Here is a 25,901-nt window from a genome sequence, read left to right on the forward strand (position 1 = left end):
CCAAGGTCACGAAAATGTATCGGGCATATCGAACATCAACCTTCACAGGGGCCACACCCGTTGGTTACCGTTCCCAGCAGGCCGTACGACCCCCACCGGCGAACGTCGCCGGGCCGCACGGCCTCCGCCGAGTCCGCAGCGCCGCCGCGCGCCCGGAGCCGGGGACCCACCGATACCTGGGGTGAATCGGCCGACTCCCGCGCAGGGAGCGCCGTAGGGCAAACCTTCCGAAGCATCCCGCCCGAACCCGACAGCTAACTCGGCAGGCGGAGCACGGAAGGAGTCGCCTCCCTTGGCGTCGCACCGCAAGTCGCGTCCCGTCGGTACGCGCGTAGCAGGCATACGGACCCCGGCCCTCGCGACGGCCGCCCTCACCTCCGTGGCCCTGCTGTCCCAGTCGGCGAACGCCGCGCCGGCCGATGACAGGCCGAGTCTCGAAGAGGTGGAGAAGAAGGTCGACGACCTCTACCGCCAGGCCGAGTCGGCGACCGACAACTACAACGCGGCCAAGGAGAAGACGGCCACGCAGCGCAAGCAGGTCGACACGCTCCTCGACGACGTCGCCCAGCGCACCGAGAAGCTCAACGAGGCGCGGGAGGAGCTCGGTTCCTTCGCCGCCGCCCAGTACCGCACCGGCGCCGGGGCCTCCGGCACGGCGACCTTCCTGCTCGCCGACACTCCGCAGGACTACTTCGACCAGACGCAGTTGATGGGGCGTCTGACGAACCGCCAGAAGGGCGCGGTCGACGACTACGTCTCCGAGCAGTCCGCGACGATGAAGAAGCGTCAGGAGGCCTCCCAGAGCCTTCAGACGCTCACCGAGACGCAGAGCGACCTGAAGACGGCCAAGGCGACCGTCCAGAAGAAGCTCACCGACGCGCGCGAGCTGCTGTCGGAGCTGACGACCCAGGAGAAGGCGCGCCTCGCGGCGATCGAGAAGCAGAAGCAGGAGGAGGCGGCCCGCAAGGCCGCCGAGCTGGCGCAGCAGCAGGCGGCGGCGGAGAAGGCCGCACAGGAGGCCACCGCCCCGCAGGAGAGCACGTCGACGCCGACCGACTCCTCGTACGCCACCAAGGCCGCCAAGGCCCTCGCCTTCGCCCGCGCGCAGATCGGCAAGCCGTACGTCTGGGGTGCCACCGGCCCCGACTCCTACGACTGCTCAGGCCTCACCCAGGCCGCCTGGAAGGCCGCCGGCGTCGACCTCCCCCGCGTCACCTACGACCAGGTCAACGCCGGCACCACGGTCTCCCTCGCCGACGCCCAGCCCGGTGACCTGGTCTTCTTCTACGACGACATCAGCCACGTCGGCCTCTACATCGGCAACGGCATGATGATCCACGCCCCCAAGCCGGGCGCGTACGTCCGCGAGGAGTCGATCTACTACGACGGCGAGTCGGCGATCCACAGCGTGGTGCGCCCGGCCTGAGGCACGCCGGTCACGACAAGCGCGCGGGCGTATTTCCGCTCTTTCGGCACGCACGCGTGCGCGTCCCGTCCGCTCGGCAGGCGGAGCTTCCTAGCATCGGCACATGTCCGGTACCTCCCCGCACTCCCCCCTGCGCGTCTGGTGGACGCAGCGCCCGCCCGCGGCCGGGGCCGCCGTGATGGCGACCGGCATCATGTCTGTCGGGCTGGATCTGGCCGGCCACGAGACGCTGTCCCGGATCGCCCTGGCGATCGGTGGTGCGGCCTGGCTGGGGCTGGCCGCCGATGTCGCCGTACGACTGCTGCGGGAGCGCGCGCGGTGGTTCGCGGACGCCGGGACAGCGGGCGCTCTGACGGCCGTGGCGGCGACCACCGTCCTCGGCACCCGTTTCTCCGCGCTCGGGCGTCAGACCCTCGCCGAGGCGCTGCTGGCGCTGTCCGCGGTGCTGTGGCCGGTGCTGGTCGTGCGCGTCGTGGGCCACGGGAAGCGGCGGATGCCCGGCGGGGTGTTCCTCGGGTGTGTGGCCACCCAGGGCCTCGCGGTCCTCGGCGCCACGCTGGCCGCGGCCGAGTCGGCGGCATGGCTCGCGCACACGGCGCTCGTACTGTTCTGGCTCGGCCTGGTCCTCTACGGCCTCGCGCTCTTCCGCTTCGACCTGCGCCAGGTGCTGGACGGACCGGGCGACCAGTGGATCGCGGGCGGCGCGCTCGCCATCTCGGCACTCGCCGGCTCGAAGCTGATCGGCGCCGACAGTGCGCGCCTGTACCTGTGGAACGACGACGACCGCGGCGTCCTGCGGGCGGTGACGGTCGTCCTGCTGGTGCTCGACCTGGCCTGGTACGCCGTCCTGCTGGTGGCCGAGTTCGCAGGCCCGCGCCCGCGCTACGACGTGCGCCGCTGGGCCACCGTGTTCCCCATGGGCATGACCGCGGTGGCGACCCTGTCCGTCTCCGCCACCTTGGACGTCCGGTGGCTCGAGACTCCGGGTGAGGTGCTGGTGTGGATCTCGGTGGCGGCCTGGTCGGCCGTCGCCGCGGGGGCGGTGGACGCCGCCCGTGCCGCCGTCAGGTCCACAGCACCGCGATGAAGATGTTGACCGTGGTCAGCGCGCCGACCAGGCCGAACAGGCGCTTGTCCACGGTCTCGTCGTCCCGCTTCACATAGACGAGGCCGAGGATCACGATCAGCAGGGCGAGCTTCACGCCGATCTTGATGTTGTTGACGTGCTGGTCGTCGGCCTGGTTGAGGCCGACCAGGATCACCCCGGTGACCAGCATGGTCGCGGCACCGTGCAGCATCGCGGGGACGAACCGGGCGGTGCCCCGGCCCATCGCCTTCATCTGCGTGAGGAAGCCGCCGAGCAGCGCGGCGATGCCGATGATGTGCAGGCCGACGAAGAGATGGATGAGTACGTCCATGAGGCCGGAGCTTATGCCGGGCCGCCAGGGGCACCCGCACCGGCCCCTCGAGAGATCTTGCATATATGCGGCCCATAGCATTCGGGACCCGTCACGGGTCCCGGAATCGCGACTTCGGTCAGCGCACCGCGCGAAGTCGCCGGAGCCGGCCCGCGATCACGGTCACCTTCGGTCAACCGGCGGTCGCCTGGCGGCAGTTCCGCACAACGCGTTACCTCCCCGTCACGGTCAGGTTTAGCGTCCTCCACCAGGTGACCGGCTCCCCACCGCCGCCCGGGCCAGGGGCGGCAGTCGGCCACCACCGCCGAGAAGGTCCGGCGGCGGCCGGCTCCCCCTGTGCAGGCCGTCGCCGGACGCGCACACCGCCCCGGGCGGTCGTACGGCCGCTCCCCCTGGCGTCCGTACGTCCGTGAAGCCCGGGACGGCCGGGCGGTCGAGGAAAGGACGTGCAAGTCCACGTGGCAGCGCATCGCAAGTCCCGTAGGAGCTCGGTCGGCGGCCACACGGTCCGTACGGCAGCGACGATCGCCCTCGCCGGGGCGGCGACGGCGACGGGCTTCGACGGGACCGGACACGCCGAGCCGCAGCTCACACCGACGCAGGTCAAGGCGAAGGTCGATCAGCTGTACCAGGAGGCCGAGGCCGCCACCGAGAAGTACAACGGCGCGAAGGAGAAGGCGGAGGCGGCCGAGACCCGGCTGGGCACCCTGCGGGACGAGGCGGCCCGCAGGACGGAGCAGCTCAACGAGGCGCGGGACGCGCTGGGGACGATCGCCGCGGCGCAGTACCGCGGCGCCGGTCTCGACCCCGCGATGCAGCTCGCGTTCACCGACGACCCCGACCGGTACCTGGACAGCGCCGAGTTCGTGGAACGGGCCGGTACCCGCCAGGCCACCTCGGTGGCGAACGTACGCCGGCAGCTTCGGGAGATCGAGCAGTTGCGCGGGGCCGCGCACATCGAGCTGGCCTCGCTGAAGTCGCGTCAGGCGGAGCTGAAGCGCCACAAGAAGACGATCACCGGCAAACTGGGCGCGGCCCGCCGGCTGATGTCACAGCTGCCGGCCGAGGAACGGGCGGGGTCGCCAGCAGGCGGGGGCCGCGCCTCCCGGGATGCGACGGGCGCGCGCGAGGAACTGACAGCCCCCGGCGCGGTCACCGAGGGAGCCCCCAACTCCCGTGCCGCGGCGGCCGTTTCCTACGCCTACTCCAAGCTGGGCAGCCCCTATGTGTGGGGCGCCACCGGCCCGGACGCCTTCGACTGCTCGGGCCTCGTCCAGGCCGCGTACCGCTCCGCGGGCATCTCCCTGCCCCGCACGACCTACGCCCAGATCGGAGTCGGCCAACGCGTCTCCCGCTCCGAACTCCTCCCGGGCGACCTGGTGTTCTTCTACTCGGGCATCACTCACGTCGGTCTCTACATCGGCGACGGCCGGATGATCCACGCCCCGAACCCGTCGGCGCCGGTACGGGAGGCCCCGATCGACCAGATGCCGTTCGCGGGGGCGACGCGCGTGGTGTGACCGTCAGACCAGCCGCCGTGCCGTCGCCCACCGCGTCAACTCGTGCCGGTTCGACAGCTGCAGCTTCCGCAGCACCGCCGAGACATGGGACTCGACCGTCTTCACCGAGATGAACAGCTGCTTGGCGATCTCCTTGTAGGCGTAACCGCGCGCGATGAGCCTCAGCACCTCCCGCTCGCGCTGGGTGAGGCGGTCCATGTCCTCGTCGACCGGCGGGGCGTCGGTGGAGGCGAAGGCGTCCAGGACGAACCCGGCCAGACGGGGCGAGAAGACGGCGTCGCCCTCCTGGACGCGGAAGACGGAGTCGACGAGGTCCGTGCCGGTGATCGTCTTCGTCACATAGCCGCGCGCACCGCCACGGATCACTCCGATCACGTCCTCTGCCGCGTCCGAGACGGACAGGGCGAGGAAGCGGACGGGCTGTTCGGCGTCGGCCATCAACGGGGCGCAGCGGCGCAGCACTTCGACCCCGCCGCCGCCCGGGAGGTGGACGTCCAGGAGGACGACCTCGGGGCGGGTCGCGGTGATGACGGTGACGGCCTGGTCGACGTCCGCGGCCTCACCGACCACCTCGACGCCGGTCTCCTCGGTCCGGCCGATCTCGGCCTGGACGCCCGTACGGAACATGCGGTGGTCGTCGACGAGGACCACGCGCACGTGCCGCTCCCCCGCGCCGCCGGCCGGCGTCGGCTCTACGGGGTCCGTGTTCGCCTCGGTGGGGTCACTCATGACGTCTTCTCCGCCCTCTCCATCTCCAGCTCGACCTCCGTGCCGCCGCCCGGCACCGCACGCAGCCGGGCCGTGCCGCCGTGGCGCTCCATGCGGCCGATGATCGATTCTCTGACACCCATCCGGTCGGCGGGTATCGAGTCGAGGTCGAAGCCGGGGCCCCGGTCCCGGACGGACACGAAGACCGTCCGGCCCTCGACTTCGGCGTAGACCTGTACGGCGCCGCCCTCGCCACCGTACTTGGCGGCGTTGACCATCGCCTCGCGCGCGGCCTGCATCTGCGCGCCGGTTCTCTCGTCGAGCGGGCAGTCGCCGACGACTACGACCTCTATGGGGACGCCGTGCTTGTCCTCGACCTCGGCGGCGTTGCGCCGCACAGCGTCGGCGAGGTCGGTGGGTTCGTCGGCCTCGTCCTTGCCGGTGCCCTCGGGTTTGTACAGCCAGGTGCGCAGGTCGCGCTCCTGGGCGCGGGCGAGGCGGCGCACCTCGTTCGCGTTCTCCGCGTTGCGCTGGATCAGGGTCAGGGTGTGCAGCACCGAGTCGTGCACATGGGCCGCGACCTCCGCACGCTCCTGGGCGCGGATGCGCATCAGGCGCTCCTCGGAGAGGTCCTGGGTCATGCGGACGAGATACGGCCCCGCGAGGAGCGTTATCCCGACGAGGACCGCGAGGGCCGCCTGCAGGACGGAGCCGAGGTGGGCGGCGGAGCCCTGCAGGACGAAGACCCCGGAGACACCGGCGGTGACGAGGAGGACACCGCCCGCGGCACGCAGCAGTGTCAGGGTGCGCCGGCGGCGGCCCACCTCCATCCAGCGGGCCCGGCGGGCGTTGTCCGCCTGGCGCCAGACAAGGGCGACCCCCGCGCCGACGAGGACGAGCGGCCAGAGGTAGGCCTTGGCACCATTGCCCACGTTGACGTTGCCGACGAAGACCATGGCCACGACGACCATGAGGAGCAGGGCCACGATCTGGCCCTTGTCGGGGCGGCGGGCGACGAGTCTGCGGCGGCCGTCCGGCGAGGTCTCGGTGGACACCAGGGACGGGGGCCGCTGGCCGCCGACCCCGCCCACGCCGAGCGGCACGAAGAACCAGAACGCGGCATACAGCAACGCACCGAGCCCGTCCGCCATGAACAGGCCCACGAAGACGAGCCGCACCCAGATCACGGGCAGCCCGAGATGCCCGGCGAGCCCCCGCGCCACGCCACCCAGCCAGCGTCCGTCACTGCTGCGGTAGAGCTTGCGCGGCGGCCGCGGTTCGACGAGTGGCGCTGTGGCGGCTTCCGGCATGCCATCGATGGTCACACGGCCGGGGTGCGGGGGCATCAGGGTTGGCCCCCGAGACTCCCCTGATCTTCGATCGGCGTGCCGCCCGAACGCTTCCCTCCTCCCGTCTCAGGGCCGATATCAGGGTCCGGCCAGGGTCGTTCCGACTCCCGCCACGCCCCCACGACCGTCACCATGGACACATGACAGATCACCAGCACGCCGAGGGCGCCGGATCCGGCGGAGGCCCGGCCCCGGGCACCGGCCCCGGCGCGGGCATGCGGAAGGAAAGAGAAGGAGGCACACCGGCCGGCGCGCACACCGAGACGCTCGGGGGCCGGACAACGACGGACGCCCCTGCCGAGGACGCGCCCTCCGCCCCCCTCCGCTTCCGGCGGGACCGACGGCACAAGTTGCTCGCCGGGGTGTGCGCCGGGCTCGGACGGCAGTGCGACATGGATCCGGTGATCTTCCGGATCACGCTCACCGTGCTGTCGGCGACCGGCGGCATCGGCCTCATCTTCTACGGCTTCGCCTGGCTCCTCGTCCCCTACGACGACGAGGAGGAGAACGAGGTGCGCAAGCTGCTCACCGGCCGGGTGGACGGCCAGGCCCTGACCGGCGTGCTGTTCGCCCTGGTCGGCTGCGGGGTGTTCCTCACCATGCTGAGCAACACCAGTGTGCTGACCTTCGCCGTGGTCCTCTCCCTGCTCCTCGCGGGCGCCGGGTACTGGTCGCGCCACCGCGGCACCCCCGACCCCGACCCGCTCTCCGCGCAGGCCGTCGCCGACGCCCCGCCGGAGGCCCAGGCCCCTCCGGTGCCCGCCGGCTACCCGTCCTGGTGGCGGGACCCCATCGTCAAGGACGGCACGCACGTCGGCGGCACGGGCTATCTGTGGGGGCCGAGGGACTCCCGCGACCGCGACATCGCGGCGGCCGTCAACATCGGCATGGGCGCCCCCTGGAGCCGACGCGAGGACATCCGCGCGGCCCACACGGGTGGGCCGAAGCCGCGCGGCCCGCGCTGGATCGGCGGCTGGGTCTTCCTGCTCGCCCTGTTGGCGGGCGGCCTCGGCACCGGAGCGACCTGGGAGCACCACGCCCTGGGCACCAGCCTGCAGACCGGTCTGTCCTGCGCGCTGATCGTCCTGGGCCTGGGCATAGCGATCAGCTCGTTCCTGGGCCGCACAGGAGCGGGCTCGATCTTCCTGGCGATCGTCACGGCGGGCCTGCTCGCCACCGCAGCCGCTCTCCCGAAGGACATCACCACCCACTGGGTCCGCACGAACTGGACACCGGCAGCCGTGCAGAACATCCGTCCGGAGTACGAACTCGGCACCGGCGTGGGCACCCTGGACCTGTCCCACCTTGATTTCACGAAGGGCCGGACGGTGACGACCCAGGCCGACGTCGGAGTGGGCCGGCTGGTGGTGATCGTGCCGGCCGACGTGACCGTGCAGGCGGTCATCGACGTGGGCGTGGGCGACATCCAGTTGCCGGGCGACGACCAGGAGGACGTGGACGTGGCACCGGGCAAGCGCAAGGAGGTCACCCTGAAACCGGTCTCGGGCGCCAAGAACAGCGCCACTCTCGATCTCGATCTACGGGTCGGCATCGGCCAGGCGGAGGTGCGCCGTGCTGCGTCATGATTTCCGACCGGGAAAGCTGGTCGCCGGGTTCTTCCTGACCCTCGCGGGCATCGCCTACGCCGGTGACGCGGGCGACGCCTGGGACACCCCGTGGTTCGCGGTGATCCCCATGGTCGTGGGCGGCCTGTGCCTGGCAGGCGTGGTGGGCCTGCTGGCCCGGGCCGTCCGCAACCGACGCGACAGCCGCCGTACGAGCACGCCACCGGAAGTCGACCAGACGCCCCAGCCGCCCGTACCCCGCTGATCACGAGGGAGGCGGCTGATCAAGACCGGGACGGCTGATCAAAACGCCTTCCCGGTGCGGAGACAACCCGCGCCAGGCCACCGCCGCTCCCCCACCGGTAGCTCCGCCGGCCGGAGCTACCGGTAACCTCCCGCCCGATGCCGTCGTCGGGCCCGCAAGGCGGCGTCCACGGAGAACACGGAGGCGCCCGCGAGGACGAGAGGCAGCCAGGCCATCAGGTAGGCGAGGTCGTTGCCGTAGTAGTAGGGGTCGGAGGCCCAGCTCACGGTCAGCCACAGACTGAGCGAGATCAGCGCACCGCCCAGAGCGGCCAGGCGGGCGAGGATCCCGAGCAGGGTGCCGATACCGACGGCGAGCTCACCGAAGGCGATGGCATAGCCGAAGCCGACGGGGTTCTTCAGGGACAGGTCGACCAGTGCGGGAATGGCCGAGGAGTCCCGGACGCTGCGCATCAAGTCGCCGACGGAGCCCGAGCCGGAGCTCTTCATGAAGGCACTGTCGGTCAGCTTGTCCAGGCCCGCGTAGATGAAGGTGACACCGAGGAAAATGCGCAGTGGCACCAGGGCGTACTGGCTGATGCTGTCCCGCCAGGACCGTTCTTCGCCGTAGTAGGGGGCGTGCGTGTCCGTACGAAAACTGTGAGTCATCGCTCCGAGCCGCCTCTCACCAGCATGCCGAGACCCCTCACCAGACGATACGCACGAAGAGGCCGCTGTGCTCAATGCGATGTCGAGTTTGTGCGCCCCGGACGACGCGAACCCCGGCCGCTCAGTCCGTCACATCGATCGCGTACCGATTCGTCTCCGCCCCCGCGGCCGTCACCACCTGCACCTCCACCCGCCCCGGCTCCACATCCGCCGGCACCGGCACAGTCAGCACCTCGTCCGTGGGGTTGCTGAAGCCCCCGGCCACCGGCACCAACGGCACGTGCACGTTCACCGGCCCGATCCGTACCACCATCCGGGACAGCCGATCGGCTCGCTGGGCCCCCGGCGGCACGAACCCGGCACCCCGGATCTCGATGTCGTCGCCGGTACGGATCGGCCCGTCCAGATCCCCGGCCTCGCGCGACCGCACCACGGACAGGATCACCGGCCGCCCGCCCTCCGCGTACTTCCCCGCCACATAGGTGGCCGCGGACACCAGCACCACCACCGCCAGCCCCCACGGCAGATCCGGCAACTGGTCCGGCCGCCGGGCCAGCCTTACACCCGCGAACAGCAGAGCGACCGCGCCGATCACGACGTACTGGATGTCGGCGAAGGTCCCCCGCCCGGAGTCGTCCGTCAGCAGGTCGGCGGCGCGGGGCCGGTCCGCCCTTACCTTCTGCAGCCGCTGCCCGAGCACCCGCAGTCCGACCACCCGCCGCACCAGCACGGCGATCCCGCAGACCACGGCCAGCACGGTCACGACACCCGCGCCGCGGGCCAGTTCGAGCCCGGAGAGCAGCGCATCCCGCTCACGACCGTCGGAGGCCGCGGCCAGTCGCCCCACCAGCACCAGCACCGCATAGGCGACGAACAGCACCCACGCCACCGCGACGGCACGCGAGGTGGACAGCCGGTTGTCCTCGCCGATGACCGGCGCGAGCACCCCGCCCCGGGCCCGGTGGAACCAGGACGCCGCGGTCAGCGAGCCCGCCACCACGAGCGCCGCGACCAGCCCGGCCGTACGCGCCGCGGTCCAGCCCGCCCCGATGGCGGTCAGCGCCTGGCCGAGGAGCAGCACCACGACGGCGGCCCACACCGCATACGCGGTACGCCGCCACAACCGCGCGAGCCAGGCGGCCCCCTCTGCCCGGCCCCGCTCGGCCACGGCCTCCGCGGACTGGGTCAGTTCCTCCGAGACCCACTGCCGGGAGGCCGACGCGGAGTGCGCCACGGCCGCGGGCAGTCCCTGCCCGGCCGCGAACCCGTCCCGCATCAGGAGGAATTCGGCCACCGCGCGCCGATGCCCGGCCCGTGCCCCGTGCGGACAGTCCCCGCAGGTGCAGCCACCCTCGTGCGCACCATAGGGCTCGCCCCCGTCCGCGCCCTGTCTCGCTTCCTGCACCGCCACGCCCGACGCCTGCCTTCCCACGACCCTCGTGACCCTCTGAACCCCACATGACCTCGCGGCCGGACCGACCGCAGATCCACAAACCCTCACGAAGAACCCCGGACAGCTCCCCGGCGACAGCGAAATTGTGCCCTACGGCACACCATCCCCGTCCGGCAGGTCTGGTCAGCGCGGGTGAAGCGGGGCCCGCCGTGTTGACCCGGCTGCGAGAATTTCCGTATGGCCGAGATCATCCAGCGTGACGGGACCTGGGCCTTCGACGGCACAACGGTCAGAATCACGCCGGGACTCCACCGCTCCGTGCCGCTGTTCCGGCAGACGTACGGCGAGGTCGCCGTGCCCCTGGAGGCCATTTCGGGCGTGGCGTTCGAGCCGGAACGCAAGCGCGGCCGGTTGCGGATGCGGCTGCGCGAGGGCGCGGATCCGCTTCTGCACGCGACCGGCGGACGCCTGCCGGACCCGGCGGACCCCTATCGGCTGATCGTGGACGTCGACCGCGCCGGGGTCGCCGAGTACGTGGCCGAGGAGATCCGCCGCGCCCTCCTCCTCGACCAGATCCCCAAGGAGCCGACGAAGTCGTATCTGCTGCCCGGCCCACCGGTCCCGGTCTCGGTGCGGTCCTCCGACGGCACGGTCTCCTTCGACGGCACCCGGGTGCGCATCGACTGGGCCGACACCTCCGACCGCGTCAAGCGCGCGACCGGCCCGCGGATCATCGACGTGGGGGACCTCGTCCAGGTCGAGTGGCTGCCCAACTCCGGTTACGAGGACGGTTTCATGCGGTTCGTGACCCGCGAGACGTCCTTCTCGAAACTGCCGCCGGAGAAGGACCCGTACGCCCTCGACCTGTGGGGCAGCACCCGCCGCGATCTGCTCACCGCCCTCGTCGCGACGGCGGTCACGGCCCGGCTGCCGCACCCGTCCACCCGCGGCGACCTCGCGTACGACGACGAAGGCGCCCACCGCCCGCGGCTCGCCGCGGCCGCCGTTCCCCCGCCGGCCGACCATCACGACGTACTCCTGCGCAGACTGCGGGAGTTGGGTGAGCTGCACCGGGACGGGGTGCTCACGGACGAGGAGTTCGCGATGACGAAGGCCGCCGTACTGCGAGGCTTCTAGCTCAGCAGGTCCGGCTCGCTGCGACTGATGTCCTGCCACACCGGCTGGTAGTTGATCCACGCCACCAGATCTCCGCCCAGTTGCTCCCGGGTCGCCACCGCCGCCCGGTGGTCGATGAGCACCGCCCGTCCCGCCGCCCGGGCGAGCAGCTGCACCTGGCTGGACCGTTCCATCGACAGGAACCACCAGGCCGCCGCGTCCACCGAGTCCCCGACGGTCAGCAGCCCGTGGTTGCGCAGCACCAGCGCCTTCCGGGACCCGAGCGCGGCGGCGATCCGGCGGCCCTCGTCGGCGTCGACGGCGACCCCTGTGTAGGCCTCGTACAGCGCGTGGTCCTCGTAGAAGGCGCAGCTCTCCTGGGTGAGAGGGTCCAGGAGCTCGCCGAGCGTGGACAGCGCCCGCCCGTGCACGGAGTGGCAGTGGGCGACGGCGACGACGTCGGGGCGGGCGGCGTGCACCTGGGAGTGCACGGTGAAGGCCGCCTGGTTGACGTGGTAGCGGCCGTCGAGGACCTGTCCGTCGGAGTTGGCGAGGACGAGGTCGCTCACGGTGACGTGCTTGAACGGCATGCCGAAGGGGTTGACCCAGAAGCAGTCGGTGAACTCCGGGTCGCGTGCGGTGATGTGCCCGGAGACGCCGTCCTCGAAGCCGAGCCGGCCGAAGATCCGCAGCGCGCCGGCGAGCCGCTCTTTGCGGTGCCGGCGTTCCTCCTCGACGGAGTCGTGCATCGGCGGCATCGCGAACTGCAGCTTCTCGGTGGGCAGCGGCATCGGCGGAGTGGGCCCGAGGGGCGTCTCGTGCATGTGCTCCTCCAGCACTGGGTTGCTTTACGGGGCGGAAGTTACCGTCGGTCAGCGCAAGAGAACAGGGGTGGTTTGTAAAGATGGCGCACACGGTGAATACCTGACAGCAGATGTCGGGTATCGACGGAACACTGACCGGTATGAACTGGGCTGCTTTCATCTCCGCGGAACCCGATCTGGCCAAGACCGTCGAAAACCGCTTCGGTGCGTTCACCCATCATGTCCTCGCCACTCTCCGCAAGGACGGCTCCCCCCGCACCACAGGGCTTGAGGTCCGCTTCCTGCACGGCGAGCTCTGGCTCGGCATGATGCCGGACTCGCTGAAGGCGCGGGACCTGCACCGCGACCCCCGCTTCTGTCTCCAGGCGAACCCCGGCGAGGGCCAGAGCATGGGCGGCGGGGACGTCCGGATCAGTGGTCACGCGAGAGAGGTCACCGATCCCGGGACGAAGGCCGCATACGGCGAAGAGGTGAAACCGCCGGAGCCGTTCCACCTCTTCCGCACCGAGTTGACGGAGGTCGTGCGGACCTACGTCGAGGACGAGAAGTACCTGGTCCTCCAGGTCTGGAAGCCCGGTCAGCCCTTGCGCACGATCAAGCGCACCTAGGGCTTACTCCCACTCGATCGTCCCCGGTGGCTTCGACGTCACGTCGAGCACCACACGGTTGACGTCGGCCACCTCGTTGGTGATCCGCGTCGAGATCTTCGCGAGGACGTCGTACGGCAGCCTCGACCAGTCGGCGGTCATGGCGTCCTCGCTCGACACGGGGCGAAGGACGATCGGGTGGCCGTAGGTCCGGCCGTCGCCCTGGACGCCGACCGAGCGGACGTCGGCGAGCAGGACCACCGGGCACTGCCAGATGTCGCGGTCGAGGCCGGCCGCGGTCAGCTCCTCGCGGGCGATGGCGTCGGCGTCGCGCAGGAGGTCCAGGCGCTCCTTGGTGACCTCGCCGACGATCCGGATGCCGAGGCCGGGACCCGGGAACGGCTGCCGCTGGACGATCTCGTCCGGGAGCCCGAGCTCCTGGCCGACCATTCGCACCTCGTCCTTGAACAGCTTGCGCAGCGGCTCGACGAGCTGGAACTCGAGGTCCTCGGGGAGGCCGCCCACGTTGTGGTGGGACTTGATGTTGGCGGTGCCGGTGCCGCCACCGGACTCGACCACGTCCGGGTACAGCGTGCCCTGGACGAGGAACTCCACCGCCGGGCCCTCGTCCGCGATGATGTCGGCCTGCGCCTGCTCGAAGACCCGGATGAACTCCCGGCCGATGATCTTCCGCTTCTCCTCGGGGTCGGAGACCCCCTTGAGCGCGGTCAGGAAGCGCTCCTCCGCGTCGACGACGACCAGCTTCACGCCGGTCGCGGCCACGAAGTCCTTCTCGACCTGCTCGGTCTCGCCCTTGCGCATCAGACCGTGGTCGACGTACACACAGGTCAGCTGGTCGCCGATGGCGCGCGCGACCAGGGCCGCGGCCACCGCGGAGTCCACCCCGCCGGACAGACCGCAGATCGCGCGCCTGTCGCCGACCTGCTCGCGGATCGCGGCGACCTGCTCCTCGATGACATTGCCGGTGGTCCAGTCCGGCTTCAGACCGGCGCCCCGGTACAGGAAGTGTTCGAGCACCTGCTGGCCGTGCGTGGAGTGCATGACCTCGGGGTGGTACTGGACGCCGTAGAGCTTCTTCTCGTCGTTCTCGAAGGCGGCGACCGGGACGACGTCCGTGGACGCGGTCACGGTGAAGCCCTCGGGGGCCGCGGAGCAGGCGTCGCCGTGCGACATCCACACCGACTGCTCGTCCGGGGTGCCCTCGAAGAGGGTCGAGCCGGACTTCGAGACGTGCAGAGGCGTACGGCCGTACTCACGCGCGCCGGTGTTGTCGACGGTGCCGCCGAGGGTGGTGGCCATCAGCTGGAAGCCGTAGCACATGCCGAAGACCGGGACGCCGGCCTCGAACAGCTCGCGGTCCAGGCGCGGGGCGCCCTCCGCGTACACCGACGAGGGGCCGCCGGAGAGGATGATCGCCGCCGGGTTCTTGGCGAGCATCTCCGCGACCGGCATGGTGCTCGGCACGATCTCGCTGTAGACCCGGGCCTCGCGGACACGACGGGCGATGAGCTGGGCGTACTGCGCACCGAAGTCGACGACCAGGACGGTGTCGGGGGCGGCGGGGTTCGCTGATGACACGGGTTGCCTTCCGGCGGTGAGCGAGGTGTGTGTGGGGCCGAGTCTACCGGGAGCCGCGGGGCCGGACCGGGGCCGAGCTCCGTCTCAGGATGCGAACCGGCTTGGACACTCCCGAAGGGCCCGGCATACTGCTCCCATGCTCGCGCAGACGACCTTCCTGTTTACCTATGGCACCCGGCCCACCGGCTGCCATGGTCGTGCTGCTTGAGCAACTGACAAGCGACTTCCCAGGCGCCCCGGGCCGACAAGGTCCGGGGCGCCTGGTGTTTTCCGGACCTTGCCGCTCCGGGGCACCCACCCCACCCAGGAGCCCTACGTGACCACCACACTGGAAGCGACCATCGCGGACGCCCGTGAGCGCATCGACGCGCTCGACGACCGGATCATCGGTCTGATCCAGGAACGGATGGCCGTCTCGTCCGTCGTCCAGCAGACCCGTATCGCCTCCGGCGGCCGACGGGTCCACCTCGCCCGCGAGATGGAGATCCTCGGCCGCTACCGCGAGGCGCTCGGAAAGCCGGGCACCTCCCTCGCCATGACGCTGCTCGAACTGTGCAGGGGTCGCATCTGAGTTCGGCCCCGGTCTCACCCGTACGGCGCGTGACCGCGCCCCGAGACGCTTCGTTGGAGGTGGTGTCCGTGCCAGCCAGGGGCGGGCCCGCCAGAACCACGCGTGGCTCGCTGGAGCGATGAGACGTACGGATCTTGCCGTGCGTCGTGGGACCTCGCTCCAGGAAGTGACCGGACGGCAGGGGACAGCAGCCCGGTCACCATGAGAACGGCCGGCTCCGGGGACGCCCGGGGCCGACCGGCGGGACAAGTACCGGCACAAGGCTGGGTCAAACGGTTGCGGAGGCCGCGTCCATCCAGCACGATGCCTAGAAAAGCCCCCAAGTCCCTCCGCAGACAACTGCATTCGCATTGCGTCGACACACTGCCAAAGGTCCAGACCATTAGCGCGCCCCTGGTGCGCCGGGGCGCCGACCGGGGGCACGGCAGGTGGCAAGGACGCGGTGCACACCAGCACGAAGAGCAAGCGGCGCAACCCCCCGGCGCCGCTCCCAGGCACCGGCGCAGCCCTGACGTCGGTGCTGACGAAAGAAGGGCCCCACGGATCCGTCCCGTGGGGCCCTTCGCCTGGGTGGACTCAGACTCGGGACACCGTTCCGCAGGCTTCGTCACGGTTCGGGCCGAGGGGCCGGCTGCGGTCGTACGGGTCCGTCGTCGGGCCGGAGGGGGTCGGCCCGGTCGGCTCGGACGACGCGAAGTCCGGGTGCAGATAGCCGTCGTGGACATCGCAGGCGGAGTTGTTGATGTCCTGGTCCCAGTTCACGACCGTGAGCTTGCCCGGGGTCACCTGGTACTTGGCCGGGTCGGAGATCTCGACGTCGAGGACCCGGCGGATGATCGTGCGGGTGACCTCCGTGGAACCGTTGGTCTGGACGACCGGATAGACGAAGGTGTAGTCGGCGTGCACGGCGACCGAAGCGTGATCACCGGCCTTGAACGTCATCCGGCCGCGCGTCTTCACGACGTCGCCGACCAGCCGGACCTCCTTGGGATCGAAGCGGCTGAACATCCACAGCGGGTCGTGCTTCTTGTCCGGCTTGCTCAGGGCGGTCTCCAGGAGCCCACGGACGCCCTTCTGCACCGGGTCCAGGACGTCGAGCGCCGCCGTCGGGCGTTCGCCGCGCAGGGTACCCGGGTCGAGGTTGGACTCGACCAGGAGCTTCCTGGTCAGCTCCAGGGCCTGCTCGGTCGTCGCCTTGGACCGGCCGCCGACGGCCTTCGCCTCCGGTACGGCGATCCCGGCGGCGCCGTCGGCCCAGCGCTTGGCGGGCGAGCCGGCGAACGGGTCGTCGAGGGTGGGGATCGCGGACGCCTCGGCGGACGGCGCGGCGGTCGGCGCCGCCGTCTCCTCGGGTAGCGCGGAGGACGCGGCCTCGGAGGAGGTCCCTGTGCCGAAGGGGTCTCCCGGCACCAGCGAGGGCTTCACCGCCACGACGGCCACCACGACCGCGACGGCGACACCGAGGACGCCCCACAGGCCGCGCCGGCTCTTCTTCTGCTGCCGGGCCGGTCCGGTACGCCAGCCCACCGGCAGTTCGCCGCGCGCTTCCTGGCGCCGCAGACGCTCCGTCACCTCACGGGCCCGCGCGGACGGTTCCTTGGGGGCGGAGTCTCGGATGTCCCGCTCCGAGTCACGGGCGAACCGTTCCCAGACGTCGTCGGGAATCTTGGGGTCTTCTGACACGTGGGTCAGTTCTAGGGCCTGGGAAAGCCCGTTCACAAGAAGAACTCATGTGTGACTCAGCCCACATAAGTTTTCTGTGAATGCCCGCACAACCATTCACAGGTGTCGTGGATCAAACCTCACGAACCACGGGCCCCACCCGCGCCCCACACGCGGAGGCCTCTCCCTGACGCGTGCTGCGGGAAACGCGGCACACCTGACTTCCGAGGTCTTCATGAAGCTTCGCCGTGCACTGGCCGCCGCGGCCGCGACCGCCGCGATAGCGCCGCTGGCCCTGTTCGCCGCGCCGACCGCGTTCGCGGACGAGTCCGAGTCCCCCGCTCCGACCGCGACGGAGAGCACGCCCGCCGACGCCACCACGACGGCCCCCGAGAGCACTCCGGCGGACCCGGCGACGACCCCGGCGGACCCGGCGAGCACGCCTGCCACGGGCGCACCCTCCACGACTGCCTCCGGCTCGGCCACCGCGAGCACCAGCCCTTCCACGAGCCCGTCCGGCTCGGCCAGCGCCAGCACCAGCCCCTCGCCCAGCGCGAGCGACGAGCCCATCGACGAGTGCGAGGTCGACGAGGACGGCGCCCCGGTCATCAACGACAGCGACGCGCTGCACAGCTCGCTGACCGGTCTGCCCGAGAGCATCGTGGCGGGCAGCGGCTGGACGAACTTCAAGTTCAACGTGAAGAACTCCGGTGACGACACGATCAAGGACATCCAGCCCTTCGTCGGTGTCGGGGCGGTCGACTGGGACTTCGAGGAGGACTACAGCGACCTGGTCACCGTGCAGGTGAAGCAGGGCAGCTCCTGGGTCGACGTGTCCACGCAGTTCGGCGAGGGCGGCTCGTTCAACGCCTTCTCCCTCGACGGCGGCGACTCCCTCAGCTACCAGCTGCGGGTAAAGGTCGACCGCAAGGTCCCGAGCGCGATCGGCATCGCCATCGGTCTCGCCGAGTACTCCGACGAGAAGGGCTGCTGGGTCTCCAGCGACGAGAACTACGGCATCTACTACTTCGAGGTCCTGCCGGCCGGCTCCAACCCCGGCAAGCCGAACGACGCCAAGCCGCAGACCGGCGGCAAGAGCGCCATCTCCGACGTCAACGACGTCGACGTGGACGGCCAGCTCGCCGAGACCGGTTCCAGCTCGGCCCTGCCGGTCCTCGGCCTCGTCGGCGGCTTCGCCGTCGTCGCCGGTACCGGTGTGGTCTTCGCGGTGAAGCGGCGCAAGGGTGCGACCGGCGCCCACGCCTGAGTCGTAGGGCCGTGAAAGCCGTACACACAGCTTGACCGCAAAAAGAAGAGAAGGACCTGTGCTCGGAGGGGGGTGCAGGTCCTTCTCTTTGGCGTTTTCGCGCTCTACGACTTCTTCGGCACCGCCGGCATCCCCAGGAACGGCAGCTTCAGCGCGCCGAAGGCCTCCGCCGGGACCGCCGGTGACTTGGGCTCGACGGGGTTCAGACGCGCGTACGCCTCGCCCTGCGCCGGACGCGGGTCCTGCTCGCCCTTGTTGGGCCAGTACGACATCGCGCGCTCGGCCTGCGCGGTGATGGTGAGGGAGGGGTTCACGCCGAGGTTGGCGGAGACCGCGGCGCCGTCCACGACCGAGATCCCCGGGTGGCCGTAGAGCCGGTGGTACGGGTCGATGACGCCGGTGTCGCGGGAGGAGCCGATGGGACAGCCGCCGAGGAAGTGGGCGGTGAGCGGGGCGCCCATCAGCTCGCCGACGTTGGAGCCGGCGAAGCCGTTGATGTCGGCGGCGATCGCGGAAGCGGCCTCGGAAGCGGCCCTGATCTGCTTGGGGTTCGGGGCGCCGTGGCCCTGGCGGGCGGTGAGCAGGCCCTTGCCGACGCCGTCCGGTTTCAGGTACGTCGTCAGGGAGTTGTCCAGTGACTGCATGACCAGGCCGATGATGGTCTTCTCCGACCAGCGGCGGTTGGAGAGGGAGCGCAGGACGAGAAGCGGGTGCTTCGCGGCGTTCGCCAGCCAGGCCATGACCCTCGACGAGCCCTCGGCGTACGGCACCTGGAGGATCGACAGGCCGCCCATCGAGTTGGAGCCCTTGCCGTAGCGGACCGGCTCGATGTGGGTGTTCTCGTCCGGGTGGATGGACGAGGTGATGGCGACGCCCTGGGTGAAGTCGACCTTCGGCACGCCGGTCGCCCTTCGGTAGCGGCGGTTGTCGGTCTGGGCGCCGACCAGGGCCTCGGAGTTGGTGCGGGTGAGCTCGCCCAACCGGTCCGAGATGTACGGCAGTTGGCGGCCGGCCTTCATGCGGTGCAGGAGGGTCTGGGTGCCGTAGGTGCCGGCGGCGATGACGACCTGGCGGGCCGTGAAGGTGCGGCCCTTCGCCTTGCGGCGCGCGTCGGTGGGGAGGGTCGCGACCGCGTAGCCGCCCCGGGAGTCGTCGGTGACCGACACGACGGAGGTGAGGGGGTGCACGACCGCGCCCGCCTTCTCGGCGAGGTAGAGGTAGTTCTCGTTCAGGGTGTTCTTGGCGCCGTGCCGGCAGCCGGTCATGCACTCGCCGCACTCGGTGCAGGCCTTGCGGGCGGGACCCGCGCCGCCGAAGTAGGGGTCGTTCACCTGCTCACCGGGGTTGGCCTTGGCGGCGCCGTCCGCGTCCTCGCCGTCCCCGAAGAACACGCCGACCGGGGCCATGTGGAAGGTGTCGCCGACGCCCATCCGCTCGGCGGCCGCCTTGAGGTGGACGTCGGAGGGGGTCGTCGTCGGGTTGAGCCGTACGCCGAGCATGCGGCGGGCCTGGTCGTAGTACGGCGTCAACTCCTCCTGCCAGTCCGTGATGTCACGCCACTGGGGGTCCTCGAAGAAGGGCTTCGGGGGGACGTAGAGGGTGTTGGCGTAGTTGAGGGAGCCGCCACCGACGCCCGCCCCCGCGAGGACCATGACGTTGCCCAGGAGGTGGATGCGCTGGATGCCGAACATGCCGAGTTTCGGCGCCCAGAGGTAGTTCTTCAGGTCCCAGGAGTTCCTGGGGAGGGTCTCGCGGGTGAAACGGCGGCCGGCTTCCAGGACACCTACGCGGTAGCCCTTCTCGGTGAGGCGAAGGGCGGTGACACTGCCGCCGAAGCCGGAGCCGACGACGATGACGTCGTAGTCGTAGGTGTCCTGTGGCACGTGCTCTCCTCGTTGAGAACAGGGTTGAGAGGGTGTTCCTGTTCGGCTACTTCAAGCGGAAGGCCTTCATCAGCCTCAGGCTGCGGCTCATGAACGCCGCGTACTTCTCGTCGTCCATGCCCATCGAGGGCGCCATCGGGAGCAGTCGCTGCTGGGCGATCGTCTGGGCCTCGGTGTACTTGAGGATGCCCTCGGAGCCGTGGCGGCGGCCGAGGCCGGAGTCCTTCATGCCGCCCATCGGGGACTGGACGCTGCCGTAGGCGGAGGCGTATCCCTCGTTGACGTTGACCGTGCCGGCCCGCACCCGGGAGGCGATCTCGCGGCCGCGCCTGCCGTCCTTCGTCCACACCGACGAATTCAGGCCGTACGGCGTGGAGTTGGCGAGCTCGACCGCCTCATCCTCGGTCTTGAAACGGTAGATCGACACGACCGGGCCGAAGGTCTCCTCCGCGCACACCGCCATCGGCTCGGTGACGCCGTCGAGGATGGTCGGCTCGAAGAAGTACGGGCCGATGTCCGGGCGGGCGACACCGCCGGTGACGACCCTGGCGCCCTTCTCGACGGCCTCCTCGACGTGCCGGGTGACGGTCTCCAGCTGCCGCTCCCCCACCAGCGAGCCCATGTCGGCGCCGTACGCGAGGGACTTGCCGAGCCGCATGGCCTTCGTCCGGGCGGCGAAGCGCTCCAGGAAGGCGTCCGCGATCGACTCGTGGACGTACAACCGCTCGATGGAGATGCAGAGTTGGCCGGCGGAGGAGAAGCAGGCGCGGACGGCACCGGCGGCGGCCTTCTCGATGTCGGCGTCCTCCAGGACCAGCATGGCGTTCTTGCCGCCGAGTTCGAGGGAGACGCCGACGAGGCGGGCGGCGGCGCCCTGGGCGACCTCACGCCCGGTGCGGGTGGAGCCGGTGAAGGAGACGTAGTCGGCGTGCCGGACGACCTCGGGACCGACGACGGGCCCCTCGCCGAGGACGACCTGGAAGACCTCGGCGGGCAGGCCGGCCTCGACGAGCAGGTCGCGGGCCCACAGGGCGGTCAGGCAGGTCTCGGTGTCCGGCTTCATGACGACGGCGTTGCCCGCGACGAAGGCGGGGAGCGCGTCGCCGACGGACAGCTCCAGCGGGTAGTTCCAGGGGGCGATCTGGCCGACGACCCCGCGCGGGTGGCGCAGCTCGGTGACCTTGGTGAGGGTGGGCACGGCGCCGGTGTGCCGCTTCGGCTTGAGATAGGCGGGCGCTTTACGGCCGTAGTGCCGCGCCGCCACGGCGACCGCCTGCACCTCCTCGTGGGCGTGCAGCCGGGCCTTGCCGGTCTCCAGCTGGATGAGGTCGAGGACCTCGGCCTGGCGCTCCAGGATCAGGTCGTGGAAGCGGAGCAGGACGGCCGCGCGCTGCCGTACGGGGGTCTGCTCCCACACCGCCTGCGCCCTGCGGGCCGCCTCGAAGGCCTTCTCCACGTCCTCGGGCGTCGACTCTGGCAGGTCGGCCAGCTTCTCGCCGGTGAACGGCGTGTGGTTGGCGGTACGGCCGGACCCGGTCACGCCCTTGGTGAGCTGGGCGACCAGCTCCGGGGTGACCACGTCGGCCGCGGTACGGGCGCCCTCCGGGGCGGGGGCGAGGGGGTTCGTGCCGGTCTTGGCCGGGGCCTGCGCGTCCGTCATGAGCCGCAGGGTATTCGGGAGCGGGGGCTTTGGGTACCCGTCGGTAACGGGCGTTCACGACGTACACACACCGTGCCAGTGATAGCTGGCGATGAATGTGCTGATCAGGGGGTTGAGAGGGGATGAGGTGGGGGTGATCAGCCGCGTTCGGGTTTTTTCTGCAGCAGGAGGCCGAGGGCGGAGAGTGCGGTGATACGGCGGGGTTCATGGGTCGCGGGGGTCGGGTCGGGGGCGTCGGCGGGGGTCAGCACAGGGGCGGGTGCCGGGGCTTGCGCGGCCGGAGGTGAGGCGAGCTCTTCCGCGGCCCACGTCGGCAGGCTCGTCCCGGCGACCTCGGCCAGCACCTCGGCGGCCTCCGCCGCCGCCGGACGCGCCTCCGGTTCGGCGGCAAGGAGCCGCTCCAGCAGCCGACCGAGGGGCCCGCCCTCCTCGACCTCGCCGCCTGCCACGGCCGAGCGCAGCAGCGCACCCAGCGACCACAGGTCGGAGGCGGGCCCCGCGCCCCGCCCTGAGGCGCACTCCGGGGCGACGAAACCGGCGGCGGCCTCCTCGGCGGTGCCCCGCCCGGAGGCGCCGATGCCGAAGTCGGTTACGACGACCCGTTCGCCGCCGGCTTCGAGGAGGACGTTGGACGGCTTCAAGTCGCGGTGGACGATGCCGACACGGTGGGCGGCGTGCAGCGCGCCGAGGACGGCGAGCCCGATCCGCGCGGCGTCGGCGTCCGCCAGTGGCCCCCTCCCGGCGAGGGCGGCCTCCAGCGACTCGCCCTCCACCAACTCCATGACGATCCAGGGCAGTTCGTCGTCGAGGAGTACGTCATGAATGGCGACGGCCGCCGGATGGTCGACCCGCGCGGCGGCCCGGGCCTCGTGCGGCAGCCGGTGCGCGGCCCGCTGCCTCTCCTCGTCCTCCGGATCCCCGGTCAGAAGAGGTTCCTTGACGGCGACATACCGCTCGTCCTGCTCGTCCCGAGCCCGCCACACCGTGCCGTTCGGCCCGGAGCCGACCCGCTCGACGAGTCGGTAACGCCCACCGATCAGACGTCCGTCGGACGAGTGCTCGCCGTCTTCGCTCATGGCACATGAGTACCGTGCGCATCGCGCCGTTGTCGAAGTGACGGGGTCAGAGGCCGTCCCGGACCTCGAACTCGGCGGCGTCAGAGCCGGTCCACCCCCAGATTGGCGATCGCCGCCCGCGCCACCTCCCGCCCCCGCCCGGTGAAGTCCCCCTTGCCGGGATAGCTGACGGTGAGTTTGTACATGTCGCCGGTGGAGGTCCGGTAGTAGAAGATCTGGAGTTCGCGGGGGCGGGGGTTCTGCGTGTCCGTCGTCGTGTACTTGACGGTGTTCTTGGCGGCCTTCCGGCCCTGGTACGTCTCGTCCTCCGGCCGGGTCTTCGCGGTGTCCGGCATGCTGAGGTCGTACTCGCCGCTCTCCTTGTACCGGCTGTCGTCGTCGTACATCTCGGCGGCCGCGGACCCCGCGATGTTGTGGGCGGTGTCCTCGGCCTTGCGGTCCAGCCTCAGTCCGATCCAGATGCTGCCGCTGTAGTCGGCGTACGTGATCCAGTGGGTCTTGTCCGTCTTCCGGTCGGGCGTGGTGGGCTGGTAGTCCGCGGGCACCGCCAGCGTCGCGGCGACGTCCTTGGTGTGCTTCTTGGTCCAGCCGTCCGGCAGCGGCCCCGCGAACGGGTCCGCGATCACCAGATACGCCGCCACCGCGGCCGCGACGACCGCCCCGCCGAGCCCGAACCACGCCCTGCGGCCCAGCCGGAGGCTTCCGCCCGCCGGGACCTCCACGGTCCGCACGATCTGCGTCGGTTCGGGGACGGGCGGGTGGGCGGTGGCCTCCAGGAGCGCCCTGACCTGCGCGGCGTTCGGGCGGCGTGCCGGGTCCTTCTGGAGCAGGCCGTTGATGGCGTCCGCGAGCGGGCCGTGCGCGGCGGCGGGCGGCGCGGGCGTGGCGTTGAGGACCGACTGAAGGGTCGCGGGGGTGTTGCTGCGGCGGAACGGCGAGACGCCTTCCGTCGCCGCGTACAGGACCACGCCGAGGGACCAGAGGTCGGAGGCGGGGCCAGGACGCTGACCCAGCACTCGCTCGGGGGCGATGAACTCGGGCGAGCCGACGAAGCCGCCGGTGTCGGTCAGGTTGGTCTCACCCTCGATCTGGGCGATGCCGAAGTCGGTGAGGACGACCCGGTCGTAGCGGCCGAGCAGGACGTTGTCCGGTTTCACATCCCTGTGCAGAATGCCCGCCGCGTGCGCGGCCTCCAGCGCGCCGAGCACCTCGAGGCCGATTCTCGCCGCTTCCCGCGCCCCGAGGGTGCCCTCTTGCAGCGCGTCGCCCAGCGAACGGCCCTGCACCAGCTCCATCACGATCCACGGCCGGCCGTCCACGACCGCCACGTCATGCACGTTCACGACGGAGGGATGGTCCAGCCGGGCTGCGGCGCGTGCCTCACGACGCATCCGCTCGAAGGCGTTTCCTTGTTCACGTTCGGGAAGGTGATCCGGGACGCGGGGTTCCTTGACGGCCACCTCGCGGTCCACCGTCTCGTCCTTGGCCCGCCACACCGTGCCCATGCCACCGTGCCCGAGCTTGGCGAGCAGCCGGTATCGGCCCGCGATGAGCCGGCCGACGCCCGGCTCCGGCTCAGGGGCTCTGGGAGGTTGCAGTACATAACTCGTCGTCTCGTCGGACTCGTGGCCGACTCCCCCGCTGCTGCTCATGGGTTCATCCATATCGCGCCAGACCCGCACGCATCCAGAGGTGACGCGTTCCGGTCACACACCCGTGACGTATCGCTATGGCACGGTGAACGTGTCGACCGCCACGTCGAAGTACTCCTTGGCCTCCCGCGCCTTCCCCATCGGTGCCGACACCCACACGTCGTACAGCCGGCCGTTCTCCTCCCAGCACACGTCGTAGGTGTGCCGGGCGCCCTCGGCCGCGCTGAAGCCGTCCCAGGTGAACTCCCAGAACGCGGCGGACCGTCCACGGTGCGTGACCGAGGTGACCCGGCCGTCACGGTAACCGGGGTTGGTCTCCGGGCCCTTGGCGGCCGCGCGCCGCATCACGCCCATGGGGCCACCGGGTTGGGGGTCGGTCACCTTGACGCCGAGCCGGAAGGTCTCCCCGGACGACAGGTAGAAGACCCGCTCCCCCTGCGGCTCACGGGTGAACCCGTCGGGCACGGCGAGCGCGAACCCGGCGGGGTCCTCGGCGACGCGGTAACCGGAGGGGGCGGAGGGAAGGGTCACGGTGGGCGCGGGTTTCGCCGTTCCGGTCGGGCTGTTCGTGGGTGTCCCGGGCACCGGACTACCGGCGGCCGTACGGCCGTCACCCCCGCCCCGGTCCATCAGCAGCACGGCCGCCGACACCCCCGCTCCCGCCGTCACGGCGACCAGCAGCACCGCCGCGAGCACGCCCCGCCGCCGGCGCACCGGCGCCATGAGCCCACCGCTGCGGGCCCGCTCCGGCGCCGGTGACCGCCGTAGCGGAAGATCCCGCCGGGTCGGCGTGTACGTACGCTCGGGTGCGCGGCGCGGCGGCGTGCGGCCCGTCTCCCCGAAGGCCCGCAGCATCCGCTCCGCCTCCACCGCGTCCAGCCGCCGCTCGGGGTCGCGCTCCAGCAGTCCCCGTACGACGGGAAGGAGCGGCGCGGCCTGCGCGGGCGGCCGGATCTCGTCGATGACGACGGCGTGCAGGATGCCGCCCAACGAGTCACGCCTGAACGGCGATTCACCGCTCAGGGCCGTGCACAGCAACGCGCCGAGGGACCACAGGTCGGCCTCCGGGCCGGTTCTGACCCCGGACATCCGCTCGGGTGCGGTGTACTCGGGCGAGCCGACGAAGGAGCCGGTCTCGGTGAGGGTGGTGGCGCCCGCGACCTGGGCGATGCCGAAGTCGGTGAGCACGACCCGGCCGGTGCCGGACTCGACGAGCACGTTGGCGGGCTTGATGTCCCGGTGCAGGACCCCGGCCGTGTGCGCCGCGCGCAACGCGCTCAGAAGGTCGGCACCGATCCGGGCGGCCTCGGCGGCGTCGACCGGGCCGTGCGCGGAGATCCGGTCGGCGAGGGAGCCGCCGTCGATCAACTCCATGACGATGTACGGCCGTTCGTCCTGCTCGACCACGTCGTGGACGACGATGACGTGCGGGTGGGACAGCCGGGCCACCGCGCCGGCCTCGCGCAGGGTCCGGTCGCGCTGGAGCCGGGCGTCCTCGGCGGAGAGTGCCTCGTCGAGGGGGATCTCCTTGACGGCCACCTGCCGGCCGAGCAGTTGGTCGGTCGCCCGCCACACCACGCCCATGCCGCCGCGCCCGATCCTCGCCTCCAGGCGATAACGGCCCGCGATCACACGGAAGGTGTCCCCCTCGGTCCCCATGCGCCCCATCATGCCGCAGCGGACGGATGCCCTCCGGGACGGTGACCGGCCAAC

22 protein-coding genes and 1 riboswitch are annotated in these 25,901 nt (G+C 71.1%); of the genes, 9 read left to right on the plus strand and 13 right to left on the minus strand.

The genetic code is table 11. From position 1 onward, the window contains the following. The first annotated feature begins 115 nt into the window (after positions 1-115). A riboswitch (cyclic di-AMP (ydaO/yuaA leader) is annotated at positions 116-284 on the plus strand. A gap of 8 nt (positions 285-292) precedes the next feature. Further along, a complete protein-coding gene (locus AQJ46_RS07690) occupies positions 293-1,426 on the plus strand; it encodes a C40 family peptidase (protein ID WP_059204855.1) in 1,134 nt (377 codons plus the stop codon). Between the two features lie 103 nt (positions 1,427-1,529). After that, positions 1,530-2,513, plus strand: coding sequence for a tellurite resistance/C4-dicarboxylate transporter family protein (locus tag AQJ46_RS07695; protein WP_059204856.1), 984 nt, complete (start codon positions 1,530-1,532; stop codon positions 2,511-2,513). Here the strand turns inward: AQJ46_RS07695 and AQJ46_RS07700 are convergent. After that, a complete protein-coding gene (locus tag AQJ46_RS07700; protein ID WP_059204857.1) occupies positions 2,491-2,844 on the minus strand; it encodes a hypothetical protein in 354 nt (117 codons plus the stop codon). The genes AQJ46_RS07695 and AQJ46_RS07700 overlap by 23 nt on opposite strands. 458 nt (positions 2,845-3,302) lie before the next feature. On the opposite strand from AQJ46_RS07700, the gene AQJ46_RS07705 reads away from it, so the two are divergent. After that, positions 3,303-4,364 (plus strand): C40 family peptidase, encoded by a 1,062-nt coding sequence (locus tag AQJ46_RS07705; protein WP_059205143.1) that lies wholly within the window; start codon positions 3,303-3,305, stop codon positions 4,362-4,364. A gap of 3 nt (positions 4,365-4,367) precedes the next feature. On the opposite strand, the gene AQJ46_RS07710 is transcribed toward AQJ46_RS07705, so the two are convergent. Then, entirely contained in the window at positions 4,368-5,093 is a 726-nt protein-coding gene (locus AQJ46_RS07710) for a LuxR C-terminal-related transcriptional regulator (protein WP_057607834.1), read from the minus strand. Continuing rightward, entirely contained in the window at positions 5,090-6,418 is a 1,329-nt protein-coding gene (locus AQJ46_RS07715; RefSeq protein WP_199873625.1) for an ATP-binding protein, read from the minus strand. Before AQJ46_RS07715 ends, AQJ46_RS07710 begins: the two co-directional genes overlap by 4 nt. A gap of 143 nt (positions 6,419-6,561) precedes the next feature. Here AQJ46_RS07715 and AQJ46_RS07720 point away from each other — a divergent pair, with 143 nt between their 5' ends. Then, positions 6,562-8,007, plus strand: a complete 1,446-nt coding sequence (locus AQJ46_RS07720; protein ID WP_059204858.1) for a PspC domain-containing protein — start codon at positions 6,562-6,564, stop codon at positions 8,005-8,007. Beyond that, complete coding sequence (locus AQJ46_RS07725) at positions 7,994-8,251, plus strand: hypothetical protein (protein WP_059204859.1); 258 nt, start codon at positions 7,994-7,996, stop codon at positions 8,249-8,251. Before AQJ46_RS07720 ends, AQJ46_RS07725 begins: the two co-directional genes overlap by 14 nt. Positions 8,252-8,367: 116 nt before the next feature. Here the strand turns inward: AQJ46_RS07725 and AQJ46_RS07730 are convergent, their stop codons facing one another. Both AQJ46_RS07730 and AQJ46_RS07735 read right to left on the minus strand, forming a co-directional pair. Beyond that, positions 8,368-8,898, minus strand: a complete 531-nt coding sequence (locus AQJ46_RS07730; RefSeq protein WP_059204860.1) for a DoxX family protein — start codon at positions 8,896-8,898, stop codon at positions 8,368-8,370. 121 nt (positions 8,899-9,019) lie between these two features. Beyond that, entirely contained in the window at positions 9,020-10,309 is a 1,290-nt protein-coding gene (locus AQJ46_RS07735; RefSeq protein WP_059204861.1) for a hypothetical protein, read from the minus strand. Between the two features lie 219 nt (positions 10,310-10,528). Between AQJ46_RS07735 and AQJ46_RS07740 the strand changes: the two genes are divergently transcribed. Beyond that, positions 10,529-11,428: a DUF4429 domain-containing protein gene (locus AQJ46_RS07740; RefSeq protein ID WP_059204862.1), complete on the plus strand. Its 900-nt coding sequence runs from the start codon at positions 10,529-10,531 to the stop codon at positions 11,426-11,428. Here the strand turns inward: AQJ46_RS07740 and AQJ46_RS07745 are convergent. Further along, on the minus strand, positions 11,425-12,231 hold the full coding sequence (locus tag AQJ46_RS07745; protein WP_057607840.1) for a class II aldolase/adducin family protein: 807 nt from the start codon (positions 12,229-12,231) through the stop codon (positions 11,425-11,427). The genes AQJ46_RS07740 and AQJ46_RS07745 overlap by 4 nt on opposite strands. 140 nt (positions 12,232-12,371) lie before the next feature. Here AQJ46_RS07745 and AQJ46_RS07750 point away from each other — a divergent pair, with 140 nt between their 5' ends. Next, on the plus strand, positions 12,372-12,839 hold the full coding sequence (locus AQJ46_RS07750; RefSeq protein ID WP_057608151.1) for a pyridoxamine 5'-phosphate oxidase family protein: 468 nt from the start codon (positions 12,372-12,374) through the stop codon (positions 12,837-12,839). A gap of 3 nt (positions 12,840-12,842) precedes the next feature. Here the strand turns inward: AQJ46_RS07750 and guaA are convergent, their stop codons facing one another. Next, the gene (guaA, locus tag AQJ46_RS07755) at positions 12,843-14,417 is read right to left on the minus strand and encodes a glutamine-hydrolyzing GMP synthase (RefSeq protein ID WP_059204863.1); all 1,575 of its coding nucleotides are present in this window, start codon (positions 14,415-14,417) and stop codon (positions 12,843-12,845) included. A gap of 316 nt (positions 14,418-14,733) precedes the next feature. On the opposite strand from guaA, the gene AQJ46_RS07760 reads away from it, so the two are divergent. Next, positions 14,734-14,988 carry a chorismate mutase gene (locus tag AQJ46_RS07760; protein WP_063803777.1) on the plus strand — a complete coding sequence of 85 codons (255 nt, stop codon included), beginning with the start codon at positions 14,734-14,736 and terminating at the stop codon, positions 14,986-14,988. A gap of 576 nt (positions 14,989-15,564) precedes the next feature. Here the strand turns inward: AQJ46_RS07760 and AQJ46_RS07765 are convergent. Then, positions 15,565-16,671 (minus strand): hypothetical protein, encoded by a 1,107-nt coding sequence (locus AQJ46_RS07765; RefSeq protein ID WP_225887269.1) that lies wholly within the window; start codon positions 16,669-16,671, stop codon positions 15,565-15,567. Between the two features lie 214 nt (positions 16,672-16,885). Here AQJ46_RS07765 and AQJ46_RS56125 point away from each other — a divergent pair, with 214 nt between their 5' ends. Next, on the plus strand, positions 16,886-17,917 hold the full coding sequence (locus AQJ46_RS56125; RefSeq protein ID WP_059204866.1) for an LPXTG cell wall anchor domain-containing protein: 1,032 nt from the start codon (positions 16,886-16,888) through the stop codon (positions 17,915-17,917). 104 nt (positions 17,918-18,021) lie between these two features. Here AQJ46_RS56125 and AQJ46_RS07775 read toward each other — a convergent pair whose 3' ends face one another. The 5 genes from AQJ46_RS07775 to AQJ46_RS07795 form a co-directional block, all read right to left on the minus strand. After that, positions 18,022-19,800 carry a GMC family oxidoreductase N-terminal domain-containing protein gene (locus AQJ46_RS07775; RefSeq protein WP_059204867.1) on the minus strand — a complete coding sequence of 593 codons (1,779 nt, stop codon included), beginning with the start codon at positions 19,798-19,800 and terminating at the stop codon, positions 18,022-18,024. 46 nt (positions 19,801-19,846) lie between these two features. After that, on the minus strand, positions 19,847-21,460 hold the full coding sequence (locus AQJ46_RS07780; protein WP_059204868.1) for a succinic semialdehyde dehydrogenase: 1,614 nt from the start codon (positions 21,458-21,460) through the stop codon (positions 19,847-19,849). Between the two features lie 137 nt (positions 21,461-21,597). Then, complete coding sequence (locus AQJ46_RS07785) at positions 21,598-22,536, minus strand: serine/threonine-protein kinase (RefSeq protein ID WP_059204869.1); 939 nt, start codon at positions 22,534-22,536, stop codon at positions 21,598-21,600. Positions 22,537-22,616: 80 nt separating this feature from the next. Further along, complete coding sequence (locus AQJ46_RS07790; protein WP_059204870.1) at positions 22,617-24,188, minus strand: serine/threonine-protein kinase; 1,572 nt, start codon at positions 24,186-24,188, stop codon at positions 22,617-22,619. A gap of 75 nt (positions 24,189-24,263) precedes the next feature. Further along, a complete protein-coding gene (locus AQJ46_RS07795) occupies positions 24,264-25,847 on the minus strand; it encodes a serine/threonine-protein kinase (protein WP_059204871.1) in 1,584 nt (527 codons plus the stop codon). Positions 25,848-25,901 lie beyond the last annotated feature (54 nt).

Origin of the sequence: Streptomyces canus, assembly GCF_001514145.1 — a bacterium.
Classification (GTDB): domain Bacteria; phylum Actinomycetota; class Actinomycetes; order Streptomycetales; family Streptomycetaceae; genus Streptomyces; species Streptomyces canus.

What these genes read in the sequence shown, in the direction of transcription:
- AQJ46_RS07695 (WP_059204856.1), top strand. Translation starts at nt 1,530, where the DNA reads ATGTCCGGTACCTCCCCGCACTCCCCCCTGCGCGTCTGGTGGACGCAG.
- AQJ46_RS07785 (WP_059204869.1), bottom strand. Translation starts at nt 22,536, where the DNA reads ATGAGCGAAGACGGCGAGCACTCGTCCGACGGACGTCTGATCGGTGGG.
- AQJ46_RS07795 (WP_059204871.1), bottom strand. Translation starts at nt 25,847, where the DNA reads ATGGGGACCGAGGGGGACACCTTCCGTGTGATCGCGGGCCGTTATCGC.
- AQJ46_RS07710 (WP_057607834.1), bottom strand. Translation starts at nt 5,093, where the DNA reads ATGAGTGACCCCACCGAGGCGAACACGGACCCCGTAGAGCCGACGCCG.
- AQJ46_RS07700 (WP_059204857.1), bottom strand. Translation starts at nt 2,844, where the DNA reads ATGGACGTACTCATCCATCTCTTCGTCGGCCTGCACATCATCGGCATC.
- AQJ46_RS07745 (WP_057607840.1), bottom strand. Translation starts at nt 12,231, where the DNA reads ATGCACGAGACGCCCCTCGGGCCCACTCCGCCGATGCCGCTGCCCACC.
- AQJ46_RS07790 (WP_059204870.1), bottom strand. Translation starts at nt 24,188, where the DNA reads ATGAGCAGCAGCGGGGGAGTCGGCCACGAGTCCGACGAGACGACGAGT.
- AQJ46_RS07715 (WP_199873625.1), bottom strand. Translation starts at nt 6,418, where the DNA reads ATGCCCCCGCACCCCGGCCGTGTGACCATCGATGGCATGCCGGAAGCC.
- AQJ46_RS56125 (WP_059204866.1), top strand. Translation starts at nt 16,886, where the DNA reads ATGAAGCTTCGCCGTGCACTGGCCGCCGCGGCCGCGACCGCCGCGATA.
- AQJ46_RS07750 (WP_057608151.1), top strand. Translation starts at nt 12,372, where the DNA reads ATGAACTGGGCTGCTTTCATCTCCGCGGAACCCGATCTGGCCAAGACC.
- AQJ46_RS07730 (WP_059204860.1), bottom strand. Translation starts at nt 8,898, where the DNA reads ATGACTCACAGTTTTCGTACGGACACGCACGCCCCCTACTACGGCGAA.
- AQJ46_RS07780 (WP_059204868.1), bottom strand. Translation starts at nt 21,460, where the DNA reads ATGACGGACGCGCAGGCCCCGGCCAAGACCGGCACGAACCCCCTCGCC.
- AQJ46_RS07740 (WP_059204862.1), top strand. Translation starts at nt 10,529, where the DNA reads ATGGCCGAGATCATCCAGCGTGACGGGACCTGGGCCTTCGACGGCACA.
- AQJ46_RS07720 (WP_059204858.1), top strand. Translation starts at nt 6,562, where the DNA reads ATGACAGATCACCAGCACGCCGAGGGCGCCGGATCCGGCGGAGGCCCG.